This is a genomic window from Sphingobacterium sp. JUb20, from assembly GCF_004342035.1.
In the GTDB taxonomy this organism is placed as follows: Bacteria; Bacteroidota; Bacteroidia; order Sphingobacteriales; family Sphingobacteriaceae; genus Sphingobacterium; species Sphingobacterium anhuiense.
On record NZ_SLYV01000017.1, the window covers coordinates 60,123 to 78,375 of the forward strand.

At 34.3% G+C, this 18,253-nt stretch carries 17 protein-coding genes; 10 read left to right on the plus strand and 7 right to left on the minus strand.

Going from position 1 to position 18,253, the window contains the following annotated elements; all coding sequences use genetic code 11:
- Positions 1–206: 206 nt before the first annotated feature.
- Positions 207–752, minus strand: a complete 546-nt coding sequence (locus EDF66_RS23165) for an AAA family ATPase (RefSeq protein WP_132845417.1) — start codon at positions 750–752, stop codon at positions 207–209.
- A gap of 249 nt (positions 753–1,001) precedes the next feature.
- Between EDF66_RS23165 and panB the strand changes: the two genes are divergently transcribed.
- Positions 1,002–1,820, plus strand: a complete 819-nt coding sequence (gene panB / locus EDF66_RS23170) for a 3-methyl-2-oxobutanoate hydroxymethyltransferase (RefSeq protein WP_132845419.1) — start codon at positions 1,002–1,004, stop codon at positions 1,818–1,820.
- A 38-nt stretch (positions 1,821–1,858) separates the two neighbouring features.
- Positions 1,859–2,824 carry a GNAT family N-acetyltransferase gene (locus EDF66_RS23175; protein WP_132845421.1) on the plus strand — a complete coding sequence of 322 codons (966 nt, stop codon included), beginning with the start codon at positions 1,859–1,861 and terminating at the stop codon, positions 2,822–2,824.
- A 281-nt stretch (positions 2,825–3,105) separates the two neighbouring features.
- Here EDF66_RS23175 and EDF66_RS23180 read toward each other — a convergent pair whose 3' ends face one another.
- From EDF66_RS23180 to EDF66_RS23195, 4 genes are all read right to left on the minus strand, one after another.
- Positions 3,106–3,666, minus strand: a complete 561-nt coding sequence (locus tag EDF66_RS23180) for a DUF4230 domain-containing protein (protein ID WP_021190778.1) — start codon at positions 3,664–3,666, stop codon at positions 3,106–3,108.
- 425 nt (positions 3,667–4,091) lie between these two features.
- Positions 4,092–4,472: a DUF1801 domain-containing protein gene (locus EDF66_RS23185; protein ID WP_132845423.1), complete on the minus strand. Its 381-nt coding sequence runs from the start codon at positions 4,470–4,472 to the stop codon at positions 4,092–4,094.
- A gap of 18 nt (positions 4,473–4,490) precedes the next feature.
- A complete protein-coding gene (locus tag EDF66_RS23190) occupies positions 4,491–4,937 on the minus strand; it encodes an SRPBCC domain-containing protein (protein ID WP_021190776.1) in 447 nt (148 codons plus the stop codon).
- Positions 4,938–4,940: 3 nt separating this feature from the next.
- A complete protein-coding gene (locus EDF66_RS23195) occupies positions 4,941–5,624 on the minus strand; it encodes a DinB family protein (RefSeq protein ID WP_132845425.1) in 684 nt (227 codons plus the stop codon).
- Positions 5,625–6,280: 656 nt separating this feature from the next.
- Here EDF66_RS23195 and EDF66_RS23200 point away from each other — a divergent pair.
- The 3 genes from EDF66_RS23200 (at position 6,281) to EDF66_RS23210 (ending at position 11,216) form a co-directional block, all read left to right on the plus strand.
- Positions 6,281–8,677, plus strand: a complete 2,397-nt coding sequence (locus EDF66_RS23200) for a GH92 family glycosyl hydrolase (protein WP_132845427.1) — start codon at positions 6,281–6,283, stop codon at positions 8,675–8,677.
- Between the two features lie 327 nt (positions 8,678–9,004).
- Positions 9,005–10,501 carry an arylsulfatase gene (locus EDF66_RS23205; protein ID WP_132845429.1) on the plus strand — a complete coding sequence of 499 codons (1,497 nt, stop codon included), beginning with the start codon at positions 9,005–9,007 and terminating at the stop codon, positions 10,499–10,501.
- 88 nt (positions 10,502–10,589) lie between these two features.
- Entirely contained in the window at positions 10,590–11,216 is a 627-nt protein-coding gene (locus EDF66_RS23210) for a class I SAM-dependent methyltransferase (protein ID WP_132845430.1), read from the plus strand.
- A 67-nt stretch (positions 11,217–11,283) separates the two neighbouring features.
- Here the strand turns inward: EDF66_RS23210 and EDF66_RS23215 are convergent, their stop codons facing one another.
- Together EDF66_RS23215 and EDF66_RS23220 are read right to left on the minus strand one after the other, a co-directional pair.
- The gene (locus EDF66_RS23215; protein WP_132845432.1) at positions 11,284–11,892 is read right to left on the minus strand and encodes an FMN-binding negative transcriptional regulator; all 609 of its coding nucleotides are present in this window, start codon (positions 11,890–11,892) and stop codon (positions 11,284–11,286) included.
- Between the two features lie 23 nt (positions 11,893–11,915).
- On the minus strand, positions 11,916–12,806 hold the full coding sequence (locus EDF66_RS23220) for a DMT family transporter (protein ID WP_132845434.1): 891 nt from the start codon (positions 12,804–12,806) through the stop codon (positions 11,916–11,918).
- A gap of 91 nt (positions 12,807–12,897) precedes the next feature.
- On the opposite strand from EDF66_RS23220, the gene EDF66_RS23225 reads away from it, so the two are divergent.
- The 5 genes from EDF66_RS23225 (at position 12,898) to EDF66_RS23245 (ending at position 17,938) form a co-directional block, all read left to right on the plus strand.
- On the plus strand, positions 12,898–14,322 hold the full coding sequence (locus EDF66_RS23225) for a PLP-dependent aminotransferase family protein (protein ID WP_132845436.1): 1,425 nt from the start codon (positions 12,898–12,900) through the stop codon (positions 14,320–14,322).
- 447 nt (positions 14,323–14,769) lie between these two features.
- Positions 14,770–15,429 (plus strand): DUF6266 family protein, encoded by a 660-nt coding sequence (locus EDF66_RS23230; protein ID WP_132845437.1) that lies wholly within the window; start codon positions 14,770–14,772, stop codon positions 15,427–15,429.
- Between the two features lie 420 nt (positions 15,430–15,849).
- Entirely contained in the window at positions 15,850–16,260 is a 411-nt protein-coding gene (locus EDF66_RS23235; RefSeq protein WP_021189475.1) for an Rrf2 family transcriptional regulator, read from the plus strand.
- 47 nt (positions 16,261–16,307) lie between these two features.
- Positions 16,308–17,156 carry an SDR family oxidoreductase gene (locus tag EDF66_RS23240; RefSeq protein WP_132845439.1) on the plus strand — a complete coding sequence of 283 codons (849 nt, stop codon included), beginning with the start codon at positions 16,308–16,310 and terminating at the stop codon, positions 17,154–17,156.
- A 128-nt stretch (positions 17,157–17,284) separates the two neighbouring features.
- On the plus strand, positions 17,285–17,938 hold the full coding sequence (locus EDF66_RS23245) for a CatB-related O-acetyltransferase (RefSeq protein ID WP_132845441.1): 654 nt from the start codon (positions 17,285–17,287) through the stop codon (positions 17,936–17,938).
- Positions 17,939–18,253 lie beyond the last annotated feature (315 nt).

Genomic DNA, 18,253 nt, shown 5'->3' on the forward strand with positions numbered 1-18,253 from the left:
AGAAACTATTTTTTAAAAAAAATATCTCTATGCTGTCAATATGGCTAAGATAACCAAAATTTGGATAGGTATCAAAGATTGGTGAAATGTAACTGCACTATTATTACGAATTTTGATCGTTGAAATTGTTTTTCATTTTGAGAAATGATCGAAATAAATCTTTTTATTTTGAGGGACTGCTCAGAAATATTGAGATCTGGAAAAGTCTATATATGCTTCAATATAAAATCTACCCTTAGATCAACAGCTCCTATAGGTACTTCTATTACATTATAACCATTATCAAAATAAGTTTTTTTCATGATTTCAAATGTATAGAGAGCTTCTTCCCATGATTGTTTTCTTTCATCGTCAGTTGTATAGATCTGTGCCCAAGGTGGAAGTATAAATACAGTGCTATTGTATTTATGGGTTTTTGCATTTTGAAGCATTTCAGTAGGAATCTTGAAGTTAATCATTTCTGCATAACAAATGGTATCTACTATACCGCGATCAAAGAAGTAAATGCTATCGTTCTTATTGGATATTGCATGATAGCTTTTTACTGATGCATTAAGCAGTAATAAAGCATATAAATCTTTATTTTTCCAGGGTAAAGCATCTCCTCTTTTTAGTATCTGCTGTTTAATGATTGATCGGGCATCTTCTGCAACCGTAGAATATCCTTTAGACTTTAAAGCATCAATCAAGGTGGTTTTGCCCACTCCAGGCCCTCCTGTGATGACATAAAAGTTATTTTTACGTGTATTCATTTTGTTTTTGTGTATTAATAATTGTTATTTTTTGAAGGTAAGTTCTCGTACTGATTATAGTTTTTTGTTTGAGTAATATCGTAACGGATAGAAGGGGATTTGTAAAGTTAAGTAAATCATTAAATAGGTAGGTTTTGAAATGGAAAATTTAAGAGGTGCTAAATAAAATTTTAGAAAAATAAATATTTTAATACATTTGCATAATCAGTTATGTAATTGGTTATAATGTTTAGTATTTATTTTATCAATATGTCAAACTATTTAAGGAAAACATCTAAAAACACAAAAAGAACGCTACAAGAGATGAAAGATCGTGGTGAAAAAATATCGATGCTAACTGCTTATGATTATACCATGGCTTCCATAATTGATAAAGCAGGTATTGATGTTATTTTGGTAGGAGATTCGGCTTCTAATGTAATGGCCGGAAATAGAACAACATTGTCAATTACTTTAGATCAGATGATTTATCATGCGCAATCCGTAGTTCGGGCAGTGAAATCTGCGATGGTTATTGTTGATATGCCTTTTGGAGCCTGTTGTGGTAATCCTATGAAATCATTAGATGCAGCTGTAAGAGTGATGCAGGAAACTGGTGCCGACGCGATAAAAATTGAAGGTGGACAAGAGGTTTCAGAAGATATTAAAAAGATTTTAGCAGCAGGAATTCCAGTAATGTCACATTTAGGATTAATGCCTCAATCTATTCATAATTATGGTAATTATGCTATTCGTGCTCGTAATGAGAAAGAATCTGAAAAATTGATTTCTGATTGTCTACTGGTGGAAAGTCTAGGTGTTTTTGGTATTTTACTGGAAAAAATTCCATCACATACTGCAACAAAGATTTCAAATATGCTAAAAATACCAACAATTGGAATTGGTGCTGGCTCTGGAGTGGATGGACAGGTTCTGGTCATACAGGATGTTATGGGAATGAATGATGAATTTTCGCCCAAGTTTTTACGTCGATACGCAGATTTACATACGGTAATGTCTGAAGCTACCCGTCATTATATTGAGGACGTCAAATCAGTTTCTTTTCCCAATCAAAGCGAAAGTTATTAGCGATAAGCAAGTATAAAATTATAAATCAAACAAATAGAATGGATTTTTTTAACAAGACAGGTAAAATGGCTTTAGGTAGCAGGCTTCGATTGCTGACCAATAAAGTAACAGAAGATGCTGCACAGATATACGAACTTTACCACGTGGAATTTTTACCGAAATGGTTTCCTGTTTTCTTTATTTTGGCTGAAGAAGGCGAAAAAACAATAACTGAAATAGCGAATGAAATTGGACATTCTCAACCTTCCGTTACGAAAATAATAAGAGAAATGACTTCTGCGGGATTGGTTGAAGATAACTTATTAACACATGATAAGCGTAGAAATGTTGTAGGTTTGACTGAAAAAGGAAAGAAGTTGAACGATAAGGTACGGGTTTCATGTCAAGATGTCGATGCGGCAATTGAAATGATAATCGAGGAAGCTACACATAATCTTTGGGAAGCAATAGAAGAATGGGAGTTTCTTTTGGAACAAAAGTCACTGCTTAAGCGAGTAAATGAACAAAAAAAAATACGGGAAAGTCAAGCTGTAGAAATTGTTCCGTATAAACCGGAATATCAGGAGGCCTTTAGATCGCTCAATGAAGAATGGATTTCTACTTATTTTGAAATAGAAGAGGCTGATTATAAAGCCTTAAATAATCCTCAAGATTATATTTTGGATAAGGGAGGGGTAATATTGGTCGCACTTTATAACAATAAGCCTGTAGGGGTTTGTGCTTTGATTAAAATGCATCAAGAAGATTATGATTATGAAATGGCTAAAATGGCAGTTTCACCGAACGCACAAGGGAAAAATATTGGATTTCTACTGGGGCAGGCGGTATTAAAGAAGGCAAAGGAATTAGGAGCGCAAAATTTGTATTTAGAAAGTAATACTATTTTAAAGCCAGCAATTAATTTATATCATAAATTAGGATTTAAAAAAATAGCAGGACGAAATACGCCTTATAAACGTTGTAATATACAAATGACGTTGCAGTTAGATCGTTCATATCAATAGATTGATTTCATTTTAAGTTTTAGAACTGTTGATCGACTTTAATAGTTGTATATTATTGGACAGTATAACTATAGTATCTAATAATTATGAGGATGCGAAAAGTTGATTTCTACAAAAATAATTCATTTTAGTGAAGAGCACCATTAAAAGGATCTGTTCAGTAAAATGAATTATTATATTTTTTAGATGTGAAATTTTGATCTAATTATGAAGTTATGATTTAATCATAACTTCCGATTTGAGCGTTTATTGATTACAATTAAAATATGTTAATCGATGTATTATTCGAAAGACAAACTAATTTTATTAAAACCTAGTCCTTTAAGTAAAGGGGTGAAAACATTTAGCGCATTTGCTCGCGTTTGTTGCAATATGTCTGATTTTTTTACCTCGGTTGCAATCTCCTTTTCCGCATTTTTATAGGCTTCATCTACAAGGTCAGCTTCTCGAAAGAATGCCATTTTGGTGTCGTAAACTCGGGAAGATTTATGATCTATCTTTATGTAGCAAATTTCAGGTAAAGGTAGACGCATAGAAACAGAGTCTCCAAAAACTTCAATATCTTCTTGTTTAACTTTTGTTAAATCGATACATCCAACGGCATCTGCTTTTATGATCAGTAGTACACTTGCGTCGGGTAAGAATGTTGTAATATTTTTATGTTCAACAACATCGCTAAATCTATATTTGACCAATTCAAGCTTGCCCATTGCTTCTATTCGCTCGATCAAAAGTTGATGTGTAGTAACTTTTGTAGTTTTGTTTTCAAACTTAGACCATAGCAACCATCCGAAGACCGCAATAATAGCTAATAAGAATATTACTTTTAAAAATCTTGCCATAACTTAATACAATCAATTTATAGACCAACAATTACTATATATATGTAAAATTTTTATTTCATTACGATTTTATGTGATGTATCATAGCTTAACGTATAGGTATATAATAAGCTACATTGGTTATTTGATGTGTGCGTATTGTGCATAGAAAAGGTATAGAAGGCCTGTTTGTTTAGTGGATCTAGTATCATCGTATAGTTCGTGTTGTATGATCCTAGGCTAGTCCTTGTGTGGTGCAAGTGTGGTCATTTATGATCCTAGGGTTGTACTTGGGTGATGCTAGTGTGATCATTTAGTCCATGTTGTATGATCCTAGGGTTGTACTTGGGTGGAGGTGTGTGATCATAGAATTGATCGTGTATGATCCTAGATTAACCTATTGTTATTCTTTATAATAGGGTAGCTATATTGTTGAGGATTTTTGTTTATGTGTTTTTTGTACTTGTTTTCAGTAATCCGTTTCTATAAAGATTCAGTGCTTCTTGCATGATGTGATTGATCGTAACTAAATCGAAGTCTGCGTTGGGATCAACATAAAAAACTTTCATTTTAGAACGATTTCCCGATTGAAGAGCTGGAATATCTAAATGTCTGCCTTCTACCATCATGATATAGGGAATATCTTTTTTTGAATCTATTGACAGATAACAAAATATTCTATTTTTATAGCAGAAACAGGGCATGCCCCATTTCTGCGTTTCTGTTATAAGCGGATCCAGTCTGAGAATAATTTCTTTTAATGCTAGTAAACAACTTTTTATTGGTTCTTTTTTACTGTGATAGTAATTCTCAACTGTTTCAAACATAATGAATAGTTATATATATTATTCGCAAATTTCTTTTAATCTTGATAAGGCTTTGGGCCAAGTTTCATCAAAGTAAGATAGGTATTCTTCTGTGGTATCTACTTTAACAGTTACATTTGTTATTCCATTATGTTCTTTAAAATGATAGTTCTCTGTACCACCTGCCCAGCTTTCGACTGCAGGTCCCTCTGTGATTTCTATATCTCCATCCAATATTCCGTAATGATAAATGGAAACAAATTCATTAGGGATATTTTCTAAAATTTTAGCTACCATACCTTCACGTTTACCATCTTTATTTTGTCCAATAAAGTAAATTTTATCACCTTTATTCCATCCTCCTTCATAATCTGATGTAGGGTTGAATTCGGAAGTCCATAATTTATAGGTTTCTTTATCTAGCATTTTGTGAAATACTACTGAAGCTGGTGCTTGAATGTCGATTTGATATGTTTGGTTTTTCATGATTTATTTTTTTGGAAAATTTGGATCTGCTAATACTTCTTCAATCTGTTTAGTGTGTCTAGCACAGTGAGCGGCGATAAAAAGTAGGTTTTGATAACCATCAACTACGCCTGTTGGGTAGTCACTGATGTGATTGCGAAGGTCATCTATATTTGCATTTTTGATGTATAATAAAACAGGCTCTCTAGCTGCTAGAAAGTCCTTTATTGCTACTTTGCTATCTTTATATTTTCCTGTGGGTTGCAGTTCTTTTGGCGCCTGAAATTTTTGACTTCGATCAGTCATCATGTTTATGAGACCTTGATCAGTTGATTTGACTTCATTTTTCCGGTTAGGCTGTGGCGCTTTTCCCAATTCTTTTTTTGCCATTTCAAATAACAGACTTTCTGAGCGTATGATATGCTCTAGACATTGACCTATTGACCATTTTCCTTCTCCAGGACTAAATTGTAGTTGTGCTTCACTTAATCCTGATATGTCATCTTTTAATGATTTCGTTGTGTATTGAAAATATTGGATTAATGAATCAATATTTCCGTGCTGATTTAAAATGACAGAAGGGGCGTTTTGTTCAATTATTAGCGTAACGTCATTTATTACAGCAATTTTATCAGCAGCTTTGGCCATGATACAGGGAAGAGTTATACTGACACCTAGTGCAAGCATAAATTTTATTAGTACTTTCATTTTTTTTTAATTGGTGAAGTGTGCAAATTCCATTGTTATCTATTATATTTTTTTAGATCCTGACGGTAAACCGTTCATACTTGTTTCTACTTCAAATAATTAATTTTAACAATTATAGCTTTATTTTGTTTAGCACTGCTTGCCATAAGACAAGAAATAAAAACACTCGTATTGAATAGTAAAAGTGAAGATTTAAATCAGAGAAAAGATTAAAATAATACTGCTCCATCTTAAATAAAGGATGTGCTGAATTTTGTTTAAGGATGACTCTGTATTGTATGATCATCTAATTATATGTATTATTGTAGCTAGGATAATCCTTATTTTTTATTTGATGATAATAGGTGCAATCTTAATCTTTGATGGGAGCGCATCCATATTTCACAGGTAAGTCTACACATCGGATGTGGTTTTTTTACGAAATTATTCTAATGCTACTATCACTCCTATTAGAATAGAGTTCAAGGTCATCTTTTCTTGAAATGTAGATTATTAAAATTGATATAATGATCTGGAAAGCTGAATGAAAATGTAAGCCGTGAGAGGGAGATAGATTAGGGTAATTCTCAAATTAATAACGTAGATCGATAATTTAAATGCTAAAAAAGATTGTGGCATTCCTATTTAAATGGCGCAATAATAATTTATTAAAATAAATGAAAATAAAAAGCTTAGTTACTTTGAAAGATTTTAGAATTGTCAAATCATGGTTGAATAGTACATATAAAACCATTAAGTTTGGTCGTAATTGTACAGAGTCTCTACCAAAACGACAAACAGTACTTAATTTAAATAAAACTATAAATTGGCGTAGTCTCGGTCATAGTTTTATTTTTCTCTTTCTTTCGCATGCGACATTGGCGCAAAAAAAACCAGTAGAATATGTTAATCCATTTATTGGAACAACTAACTATGGTACGACTAATCCGGGTGCACAAGTTCCGCAGGGGTTGATGAACGTTTCGCCTTTTAATGTCATGGGGTCATCTTTGAACAAATTTAATAAGGATGCACAATGGTGGTCTACTCCCTATGAATATAACAATAAGTTTTTTACGGGATTTTCACATGTTAACCTGAGCGGTGTAGGATGTCCAGATATGGGGAGTCTTTTGCTGATGCCAACAACAGGCCGTCTTGATGTCGATTATCGGAATTATGGAAGTACTTACAAAAATGAAAGTGCCGCACCGGGTTACTATACCAATTATTTAGAAAAATATGGTGTGAAAACTGAAGCTACAGCGACACTACGAACAGGAATTTCCAGATTTACCTTTCCGAAGGGTAAAAGCCATATTTTACTTAATTTAGGTGAAGGGTTAACGAATGAAACGGGAGCTACGATGCGATTTGTTAACGATCGAGAGATTGAAGGTTCAAAGTTATTGGGATCATTTTGTTATGTTAATAATCAAGCTGTATATCCGATTTATTTTGTCTTAAGGTTGAGTAAGAAACCTTCGGAAAAGGGATACTGGAAATTTCAGAAGCAAGGAGAAGTTTGGGAAAACGATTGGAATAAGGATGCTGGAAAGTATAAAATTTTTACAGCATATCATAACGAAATGTCCGGGGATGATATTGGTGCTTACTTAAGCTTTGAAACTTCTGAAAACGAGCAGGTTGAGGTTCAGGTGGGAGTCTCCTTCGTAAGTGTTGAAAATGCAAGACAAAATTTAGATCAAGAACAACCCAAAGGCGGATTTGACCAAATAAGATTAGCCGCTTCTAAGAGATGGAATGAAGATTTGTCGAAAATCGAAGTTGAAGGTGGTACTGAAGATCAGAAAACAGTCTTCTATACAGCATTGTACCATGCTTTAATTCATCCAAATATTCTTCAGGATGTTAATGGACAATATCCCGCTATGGAGACCCGTCAAACATTAAAAACGTCAGGAAATCGTTATACTGTATTTTCTCTATGGGATACTTACCGCAATGTCCAGCCGTTAATGAGTCTATTGTTTCCTGACCGACAAACAGAGATGATCCGTTCTATGATCGATATTTATAAAGAAAGCGGATGGATGCCTAAATGGGAGCTGTATGGTCGCGAATCTTATACCATGGATGGAGATCCCGCAATTCCCGTTATCGTTGATGCATGGATGAAAGGTATTCGAGATTATGATCATGAAGCTGCATATGAGGCGTTTTATAAATCAGCAACAACTATAGATAGTAGCAATAAAATTCGTCCTGATAATGCTGATTATGTAAAATACGGTTACGTACCACTACGTGCCAAATTTGATAACTCAGTGTCTCATTCAATTGAGTATTTCCTTGCAGACTGGAACCTTTCACAGTTCGCGGCTTCACTAGGTAAGAAAGAGGATTCTAAAATGTTTGCTGAGCGGGCAAAAGGTTATAAGCACTACTATTCAAAAGAGTATGGAACTTTTAGACCTATACTTCCTGATGGTAAATTTCTAACCCCTTTTGATCCTTTGCAAGGTGCTAATTTCGAACCGAATCCTGGTTTCCATGAAGGAAATGCTTGGAATTATACTTTTGCTATTCCACATGATATTCCTGGATTAGTGAAATTAATGGGTGGTAAGCGTCATTTTGTGGAAAAACTTCAAGCTACTTTTGATAAAGGATATTTTGACGTAACTAATGAACCTGATATGCTTTATCCGCATATCTTTTCGGAAATCGAAGGTGAGGAGTGGCGTACTCAAAAATTAGTAACGGAGATTTTAGAAACTCATTTTAAGAATGCTCCAGAAGGAATACCTGGTAATGACGATACAGGCACAATGTCTACTTGGGCATCTATGAATATGATGGGAATATATCCGTTATGTCCAGGGAGGCCGGAGTACACGGTTGTAACTCCGGTATTCGATAAGGTGACGATACATTTAGATGCAAAATATCATCACGGTAAAGATAAGTTGATTATCAGAAGGGACCGTAAAGGTGATGCAGGATTTATTAACGGTATTTCAATTGATGGGAAAAAAGTAAAGGGCTTTAAAATATCTCACCATGATCTTGTTAATAGTAATGAAATTGTAATTACTACTGGAAATCGTTGATATATGTTTTTAACAGTGAATTATTTAAAAAAAAATAGCCTTAGGGCTATTTTTTTTTGATCTGAGTATTCCAACTTAGTTCGATAATCTTTATTCTTTCTAATCATTTGCATCTTTTCTTTAGCTTCATTCTTATTTTTTTTAATAACTATTGAAGTTGATATTTTTTATTGATGATCGTATAGGATAAAGTAAAAGTATTTTAGGTGGAAGCATTCATTTTTTATTATTTTGTGACTATAATAATAAATTTGAATTATACCTTTTATATTAAATACTTAACTACATATTACACGTGTAGTTTTTGTAAAAAAAATAACCATAAAGATGATTAGAAATTTAAACATATGCACCTTAGTAAGTCTATTTTTTGCTATTGGAAACATTTATGCACAAAGGAGTACTAAACCTAATATCATATATATTTATGCAGATGATTTGGGGTATGGTGAGATTGAGCCTTATGGGCAGCAGAAAATAAAAACTCCTAATCTATTAAAATTAGCTGAGAAGGGGATGACTTTTACACAACATTATGCTAGTACTCCGGTTTGTGCACCATCCCGTGCTATGCTTATGACCGGTAAACATGGTGGGCATGCTTATATTCGAGGTAATTATGAACTTGGTGGATTTCCTGATAGTCTTGAAGGTGGGCAGATGCCCCTGCCGGAAGGCACATTAACCATTCCTAAGATGCTGAAGCAGATCGGATATCGTACAGCTATGGCGGGTAAGTGGGGATTAGGTATGAATAATACGCCAGGTAGCCCCTTGAGACAGGGATTTGATTATTATATCTCGGTTTTAGATCAGAAACAAGCTCACAATTTTTATCCAACTCACTTATGGGAAAATGATGTGCGATTAACATTGAACAACCCTGTAATGGATGTGCATAAGGCACTTAATCCAGCTACAGCGACTGACGCAGATTTTGACTATTATATAGGGAAGGAATATGCAACTGATATAATGGCTGAAAAAGCACTCAAGTTTATTTCAGAGAATAAGGAACAGCCATTTTTTCTTTATCTGCCATTTACGCAGCCACATGTGTCATTGCAGGCACCTCAAGAATATATTGATATGTACAAAGGTGTTTTTGATGAAAAACCTTACTATGGACAGCAAGGATATGCAGCTACTAAATATCCTTATGCAACATACGCTGCAATGATTACTTATTTGGATGCTCAGGTCGGTAAAATAATGAACCGAATCTCGGAGCTGGGTCTTGATGAGAATACAATCATTATGTTTTCTAGTGATAATGGCACGACATTTAATGGCGGTGTAAATCCAAAATTCTTTAGAAGCGTAGGTGACTTAAGAGGTCTAAAAATGGATGTATTCGAAGGAGGGATCCGTGTGCCTTTTATTGCATCTTGGCCAGGAAATATTTCGGCGGGAGTGAAATCTGATTTTGCATCAGCGCAGTATGATATTATGGCCACAATAGCTGCAGTCACTGGTCAAAAAATTGAAAATACCGATGGTATTTCATTATTGCCAACACTTTTGGGGAAAACAGATGAACAACAAGATCATGATTTTTTATATTGGGAATATCCGGAAAACGGAGGACAGATCGCAATCCGTTTAGGGAAATGGAAAGCTGTTAAATTAGATGTCCGTAAGAAAGGCTACAGTAAGACACCTTGGATGATTTTTGATCTTGAAAATGATAGAAAGGAAGAGCAGGATTTAGCTGCTCAGCATCCAGAACTAATTAAAAAATTTGATACTATAGTAGATCATCAACATCAACCAGCACATATCAAAGAATGGGAGTTTATTAATCCAAAATTCACTAAACAGTAATGTTTTAACAGAATTTTCTTACTTTACTTTTGGTCACTTGGGGATTGCGTATTATTTTTCAAGTTACGGAGGTATTTAGATGATAGAAATGAAAAATAAAGAAGAAAAAGGAGAATTTTGGGAATCTGCTTTTGTTGAAAAAAATGAAATGTGGGGTTTCGAACCAGCAAAAGCAGCGGTTTTAACGGCTGATTTTTTTATCAAAGAGCTTGTTAAAAATGTACTTATCCCGGGAATAGGGTATGGTCGTAATGCTCAGGTTTTTAAAGATAAGGGTATGGCTGTTACGGGAATAGAAATATCGAAGACAGCAATCAAGATGGCGAGGGCTCATTATGGATCGGATATGCTGATTTTTAATGGATCTGTTACTGATATGCCTTTTGATCAAAATAAATATGATGGTATATTTTGTTATGCTTTAATTCATTTATTGGACAGCCAAGAAAGAATTAAACTAATTCAGGATTGTTATGATCAACTCCATGTCAACGGATATATGTTTTTTACGGCAATTTCTAAGAAGGCTGATAGTTACAAAAAAGGAAGATATATTGATAAGGATCGTTATGAAGTATTCGAAGGAGTAAAGCTTTTTTTCTATGATGAGCATGCCATTGAATCCGAGTTTAAGCATGTTGGGCTATTTGAGATTGAGGAAATTGATGAAAGTCAACCCTTTTTTTTAATAAAATGTAAGAAATCTAATCATTGAGTTCATTATTTAGTTTCGTAAAACTAACCGCTCATAGTAACGACCTGTCGATTTATCTATTATTCAATTATAAAGTATCTTGTATGTATGAAGCAAGATCGTTATCTATTTTACTTGGACTGCTTTTTAGTTGTTGTATAATTCGTTGACGTTCTTCTTTTGTTTTATTTTGACTTAATTTCTTCTGCCCTTGTAACTCAGTTACCTCTAACTCGAAGATTACTATACCTTGCATCATTCCCTTTTTGAATTTTTCAGAAAGATTATTCCACTGTTGTAAGTAATCTTTTTCATAAAATAAAATCATTTGCTCTAAAGCATTGATTTTAGCCTCTTCATCTGTTATAATTTTTGCATTTCCATAAGCATGAACAGCAATATAATCCCAAGTAGGTACGCTTTCTACTTTATCATAATGTAGAGGAGATATATAAGCATGGGGCTCGGTAAAGATGACTAGCGAAGTATTTTTTGAAATATACGCGACTTGTTCATTATTTTTTGCAAAATGGGCAGTAAGAATAAGTTTATCTGAAGTGTCGTTTACAACAAAAGGTAGCTGTGTAGCAATTGGAATATTATTCTTTGCTGTAATTATGGTGGCAAAGCTATATTTTTTCATGAAAGCAATCTGTTCAGCTTCATGCTCAATTTTAAAATTATTGGGTATAAACATAATTTTATTTTAAATAGGATTTATTATTTAGCATATTTTTTTGATCCTGCAACACAGAGTATGACAGCCATCGTTATTCCTATCATATTAAGACTTACTTTTTCATTCAAAAAAATTGATGCTACGGCTAGTCCAAGAAACGGTTGAAGTAATTGTAACTGTCCAATAGATGCAATTCCTCCTTGAGCTAATCCCTTATACCAAAATATGAAAGCTATAAACATGCTAAAAATAGAGACGTATGCTAGCCCGAACCATGCCTTTATGTCTACGTTTGCAAATGATGATGGTCTGTAAAAAAATACTAGGGGTATCATAAATGGCAGTGATAAGACTAGCGCCCAGGAAATTACTTGCCAGCCACCCAATGTTTTTGATAGTTTCGCCCCTTCTGCATATCCTAATCCACACAGTATCACGGCAACTAACATCAATGAATTACCAAGTGGTGAGGTTGTTATTCCTTGTGCAATAGCATAACCTATTATAAAAAGGCTACCTATTATTGAGAATAGCCAGAATAAAGGTTTCGGCCTTTCACCACCTCGAAGCACGCCAAAACTAGCGGTTGCAAGTGGAAGTAGTCCTAAAAATACAAGTGAATCTGCGGATGTAAGATATTGTAATGCTAAAGCGCTTAAAAGAGGGAAACCAATTACAACACCGACTGCAACTATAAACAAAGGAATAATTTGTTTTTGTGTAGGTTTTCTCTCTTTGAAAATTATTAATCCGCCTAAAGCAAGTAACCCGGCAATTGTGGCACGGGAAACAGTTAAAAATATAGGATTTAAATCTAGTACCGCAATTCTTGTTGCAGGAAGAGAGCCACTGAATAATAATACGCCTATAATGCCATTAATCCATCCGTTAGATCGAATTTTTGTTCCATAATTTATAGCTGTTTTTTTCATTAAATTTTCATTTGATCAAAAGTACATGAACATCATTTATGAGCACAGTATCAGTTTTGATTTATTTAATGGATACAGTTATATTTATATTATGAAAAGAGATTTTTTATACGATGAAATTGCTCGTAAAATCAGTAATCAAATTAAAAGTGGCTTATTGCAACCTGGAGATCGTCTCCCATCAATCCGAACGTTCAGTCATGAGCAAGGGGTAAGTGTGAACACTGTCAAACGTGTATTTCTTGAATTAGAAGCACAGTCTCTTATTCAATCAAAGCCTCAGTCGGGTTATTTTGTTAGTCCGGCGTCTTACCTAAAGATTCCATTAACAGAAGTAAGTAAAACTTCGCTAGGCATTGACAATGTCGAGCCAAAGGAACTTATAAGTCGTGTATATGCAAATATGGGAAAATCAGATCTGACACTATTCTCTATTGGCATTCCTTCTGGTAATTTGTTGCCATTAGCAAAATTGAAAAAAGAACTTATTCTCGCTACAAGGGCATTAAAGGAGGGGGGAACTGAATATGAACCAATAGAAGGAAATTTAAAACTACGAAGAATGATTGCTCTCCGATCATTAGCATGGGGAGGGAAGTTACAAGAAAGTGATTTGGTAACAACTAATGGAGGTATGCATGCGCTATCTTTATGTTTAATGGCATTAACTAAACCGGGTGATACTTTAGCATTAGAAAGTCCCTGTTATCCTGGTATTTTACAACTTGCTATAAGTCTAGGATTACAAGTTATTGAAGTGGCAACCCATCCGATTACAGGAATTGATATCGAGTCTTTAAAAAAAATAATACCAGTTATTCATGTATGTCTCTTAGTACCAAATTATAATACCCCGTTGGGAAGCTGTATTCCCGATAGTAATAAAAATGAAATTGTTAATTTATTATCAAAGCATCATATTCCAATAATAGAGGACGATGTATATGGAGATTTGTATTTTGGTTCTACAAGACCTAAATGCTGTAAATCTTATGATACAGAAGGAAATGTGCTTTGGTGCAGTTCTATTTCAAAGACTTTGGCACCAGGTTATCGGGTAGGTTGGATTGCTCCGGGCAAGTATAAAGAGCAGATTTTAAAGTTAAAACTCGTACATGCTATATCTTCAACATCCGTGGTCCACGAAGCTGTAGGAAACTTTTTAAAATCTGGACGGTACGACAATCATCTTAGACATCTTCGAAGTACATTATCCGACAACTTTCAGCATTATGCCCAGACTATCGCTTCATACTTTCCGGAAGGAACTAAAATAAGTCGTCCACAAGGAGGACTTGCATTATGGGTTGAGTTTAATGAAAACATAGATACGGCCGAACTGTACGAATTTGCACTTAAACACAATATAAGTATTGCACCAGGACGGATGTTTACCCTCCAAGATCAATATAATAGCTGTATGAGGCTTTGTTATGGGCTTCCTTGGAACAATGAATTGAAATTTAAACTAAAACAACTGGGTAATTTTGCCAAAATTCTTGATAAAAAAATATAAATAGTTTGATTTAATATATCGCTAACCCGTTGTGGATTATGATATAAGGCTATAAATAAGATAAATAAGTTGTTCATTACGCTGATAATCAGTAAAACTGTTTTTCATGCGAGCCGGAGCAGGCTCATGCTTATTTTTTCCATTTCATCAGTTTTGTTAAGTGCAATGAGTTTCAGCCAGAATATTTTTGTTACAAAAATGGAGGTTCCCCTCTTTAATTTTTAGATGCAGCAAACGAAGATCAGATGATTACCAAATTATACCTTTTAACATTATTTGTTCAGTGTTTGTTCAGTGCTTGCTCAGTGATCACTCAGTGTAGACTGTATCAATATTGACTGATTACTGTCTAAAAATTGATTAAAAATTGCTATTAATTAAAATCTGGTATTAGGATGTTTCCGTTTTAATGTTTATCTTAAATATCTATAAACTAATCATGTAATTATGGCAATCATCAAAAATGGCGTTAATGGGACTGTTTCCGGGAAAGCAGGTTCTGTTGTGTTTGTCTTAACGAAAACAGGAAATTATGTGCGTTCTCTCCCTCGCGTTAAAAAACGGGAAGCTACACCTGAGCAACTGCTCAGTAGAACACGCTTCAAAATTGTGAGGTCGCATATTAGTATGTTAAATTCCGTTATCAATATTGGTTATAAGGCATACAGCTATCCTAAGCGGGCATATGATGTGGCGATGTCTTATAATTTGAACGAAGCACTTATTCAGAAAGAAGATGATTTTGTAGTTGACTGGCAGAAATTTATGATTGCCAAAGGAAGCCCGAATCCCATCACTTCCTACACGATGGATTTCGATCAAGAAAATCAAGTGATTCGGGTTAATTGGGAATATGATGTCTATCTGGAGAAGAAGTTTAACACCAGGTCTTACGATTCCTTTTTAATCCTGTATAATGCAGAAGATAATGGGGTTGAATATCCACTTTTGATGAACGACTCGAAAGACTGCTTAATATCTGGCAAACAAAATGTTAAAATCCCGAAACATAAAAAGGAAGTGACTTATGAAGTGTTTATATTTTTTGTAGAGAGCTATGGTGGTGGTAATACAGACAGTATGCACTTGGGTAAGATAAAGGTTTGAGCGGTATCAGGTGTCATTATTCCAGGGTGAATGTAAACTGGAGGTACGACCTTTGAAACAGATTTAATAAATTAAAGAAACCCGTTGTGCATTATGATTTAGGGCTATAAATAAGTTGTTCATTACTCTGATAATCAGTAAATTGTTTTTACGACAAAACGATTTAGAATGAATAACCTATTCGCAAATTACGAAAGAATATTGGGAGTTTTAAGAGCAATATCAATAATTTAAAAATTAGCACTATTTAAAATGCACAACGGGTTATCTCTAATCATATTTCATTACGATAATCTAGACTTAAGTCTTGTTGTGGAGCTCATGCTATTTTTATGATTTTTTCAAGGGAATTGTCATTTTAAATTCAATTGTAATAAAATTTGTTACAATATAAAAAATATTCCTAACTTTGTTGACGATATGAATAATACAAGATTTTCAACAGCTATACATATATTAACATTGCTGGCTGATAGTGGAGAAAATTGGGTGAACTCGGATTGGATTGCAGGTAGTATTAACACGAATGCTGCGATGGTGCGGAAAGAACTAAGTGCATTGCAAGATGCAGGTTTTGTCATAGGACGTAAGGGCAAAGAGGGAGGTTCTCGGTTAAATAAGCCGAGTAGCCAAATTTCATTGGCAGATATCTATGTGGCAGTGAAGAATACTGAAGTGCTAGGTAAAAAGAATTTGAATACGAATCCGCAATGTCCAGTCGGTAAACAGATTAATAAGGAGTTAGATCAGCTCTATTCTGATACCGATCAATTGGTGATTAATTCGTTAAAAGGGCTGACATTGGAAAATTTCGCGAAGAAATTTCGTTAGTTTTTTTTGCTTTTAAATGTAACAAAATTTATTACAATATAGAATTTATGAAAATAGGAATAACAGGTGCAACTGGACATCTAGGACGTCTGGTAGTGGAAAAATTAAAAGAAAGAACTGCAAACAGCAATTTAGTTGCATTAGCGCGTGACACTCAAAAAGCTGGTGACTTAGGTGTCGAAGCACGCTTATTTGATTATAATAAACCGGATACTTTGGTCGAGTCATTGAAAGGAATTAATCATTTATTATTGATATCAGGAAATGAAATTGGACAGCGTCAGGCGCAACATGAAAACGTTATCAAGGCTGCAAAAGAGGCGGGAGTAGAATGGATTGTATATACCAGCCTTTTACATGCTGATACATCTTCATTGGTATTGGCAAATGAACATCTATTAACGGAGGAAATTCTAAAATCATCGGGTGTGCCTTTTACTATTTTGCGTAATGGTTGGTATACTGAAAATTATACCGCTTCTGTTCCTACAGCCTTACAAAATGGTGCATTATTTGGTAGTGCAGGAGAGGGGAAAATAGCATCTGCAGCGAGAGCTGATTATGCTGAAGCGGCAGCAGTTGTTTTAACAAGTGCAGATCAACAAAATAAGATATACGAGCTAGCAGGTGACTATGCTTACACCTTAGCTGAGTTGGCTGAAGAGATTTCAAATCAAACAGGGAAAGTTATTCCATATAAAAATTTAAGTGAGTCAGATTATGCGAAAGCTTTAATAGAAGCAGGTTTACCTGAAGGATTAGCAACTGCTATCGCAAGTTTTGATAAAGGAGCTGCAAATGGTGATTTGTATGATGATGAAAAACAGTTATCTACTTTGATCGGTCGTCCAACAACTTCGCTGACTACTGTTGTCAAAGCAGCTTTAGCAGGATAAAATTTAATATATTTCTTTAAAAGGTGTATCATTTCTGATACTCCTTTTTTTGAGAACTACTTCCTATATCACATTCATATCGTACCCTATTTGAGAATATTTTATAAATTGCATAAAAAGATTCTAGAATGAGTACAAAACAAGATCAGATTAAGCATTGGTCCCGTGTTGAATATTTGCACGAAACTCATACCAATCCCAATATTCATATTAAGGGCAATACAAGTTATTACAGTAACGCTTGGACAGGAAATTTTGAAGAATGTGTTGTTCGTTATTTGTATGGAGATGTGTACAGTTTAAATCAATGGGAACCTGCCTGGGTTATAGATCAGTTATATATTGGTTCGTATGTGTGTATTGCGGCTGAAGCTGTAATATTGATGGGGGGAAATAATACGCATCGTTCTGATTGGTTTAGTTTATATCCTTTTGTTGAGTCTATCGTAGAATCGTATCAAAGTAAAGGAGATACTATAATTGGTGATGGTGTTTGGATAGGGATGCGTGCCATGATTCTTCCGGGTATTCAGATTGGAGAGGGCGCTATTATTGCTTCAGGAGCTGTTGTTACAAAAGATGTTGCGCCCTATAGTGTTGTTGCTGGAAATCCGGCAAAGCATATTAAGTTTAGGTTTCAATCGGATACGATTATTGCATTGCGTGATTTAAAAATTTATGATTGGGATGAGGTGAAATTTAAACATTTACAGTCATTTATATGTGGAAACGATATAGAACGATTGATAGAGGAAGCATGCAAATATGAAGCCTCCCTATAATATTTAGTTTGAAATTGTTGAAGTTATTCTCTTGTAGCGTTAACATAATTTGTAAAAATTCATTTTTCTTAAAAAAATGATTCTCTTCCAACAAGTGGTTATAGTTGGTGATAGCATTAAATAAAACTTCTGGGTTCTCATCTTGATATTGCTCAAAATTGAAGTATAGAACTTATTGGATATATTTTAAGAATGGAAAAATGTTTATAATTACGAATATGAGCTAGCAGTATGCAACTTGCAATAAATTACGGAGATCAATCTGAGTAAAGAAATAGTACGAAACATATTATTGGACCTATTTTTTTGTATATT

Bases quoted from the DNA above. Each gene is read 5' to 3' on its own strand.
- EDF66_RS23235 (WP_021189475.1), top strand. From the start codon at position 15,850: ATGAATAATACAAGATTTTCAACAGCTATACATATATTAACATTGCTG.
- EDF66_RS23215 (WP_132845432.1), bottom strand. From the start codon at position 11,892: ATGTTTATACCCAATAATTTTAAAATTGAGCATGAAGCTGAACAGATT.
- panB (WP_132845419.1), top strand. From the start codon at position 1,002: ATGTCAAACTATTTAAGGAAAACATCTAAAAACACAAAAAGAACGCTA.
- EDF66_RS23205 (WP_132845429.1), top strand. From the start codon at position 9,005: ATGATTAGAAATTTAAACATATGCACCTTAGTAAGTCTATTTTTTGCT.
- EDF66_RS23200 (WP_132845427.1), top strand. From the start codon at position 6,281: ATGAAAATAAAAAGCTTAGTTACTTTGAAAGATTTTAGAATTGTCAAA.
- EDF66_RS23185 (WP_132845423.1), bottom strand. From the start codon at position 4,472: ATGTTTGAAACAGTTGAGAATTACTATCACAGTAAAAAAGAACCAATA.
- EDF66_RS23240 (WP_132845439.1), top strand. From the start codon at position 16,308: ATGAAAATAGGAATAACAGGTGCAACTGGACATCTAGGACGTCTGGTA.
- EDF66_RS23180 (WP_021190778.1), bottom strand. From the start codon at position 3,666: ATGGCAAGATTTTTAAAAGTAATATTCTTATTAGCTATTATTGCGGTC.
- EDF66_RS23190 (WP_021190776.1), bottom strand. From the start codon at position 4,937: ATGAAAAACCAAACATATCAAATCGACATTCAAGCACCAGCTTCAGTA.
- EDF66_RS23230 (WP_132845437.1), top strand. From the start codon at position 14,770: ATGGCAATCATCAAAAATGGCGTTAATGGGACTGTTTCCGGGAAAGCA.
- EDF66_RS23220 (WP_132845434.1), bottom strand. From the start codon at position 12,806: ATGAAAAAAACAGCTATAAATTATGGAACAAAAATTCGATCTAACGGA.
- EDF66_RS23245 (WP_132845441.1), top strand. From the start codon at position 17,285: ATGAGTACAAAACAAGATCAGATTAAGCATTGGTCCCGTGTTGAATAT.
- EDF66_RS23195 (WP_132845425.1), bottom strand. From the start codon at position 5,624: ATGAAAGTACTAATAAAATTTATGCTTGCACTAGGTGTCAGTATAACT.
- EDF66_RS23210 (WP_132845430.1), top strand. From the start codon at position 10,590: ATGAAAAATAAAGAAGAAAAAGGAGAATTTTGGGAATCTGCTTTTGTT.
- EDF66_RS23165 (WP_132845417.1), bottom strand. From the start codon at position 752: ATGAATACACGTAAAAATAACTTTTATGTCATCACAGGAGGGCCTGGA.
- EDF66_RS23175 (WP_132845421.1), top strand. From the start codon at position 1,859: ATGGATTTTTTTAACAAGACAGGTAAAATGGCTTTAGGTAGCAGGCTT.
- EDF66_RS23225 (WP_132845436.1), top strand. From the start codon at position 12,898: ATGAAAAGAGATTTTTTATACGATGAAATTGCTCGTAAAATCAGTAAT.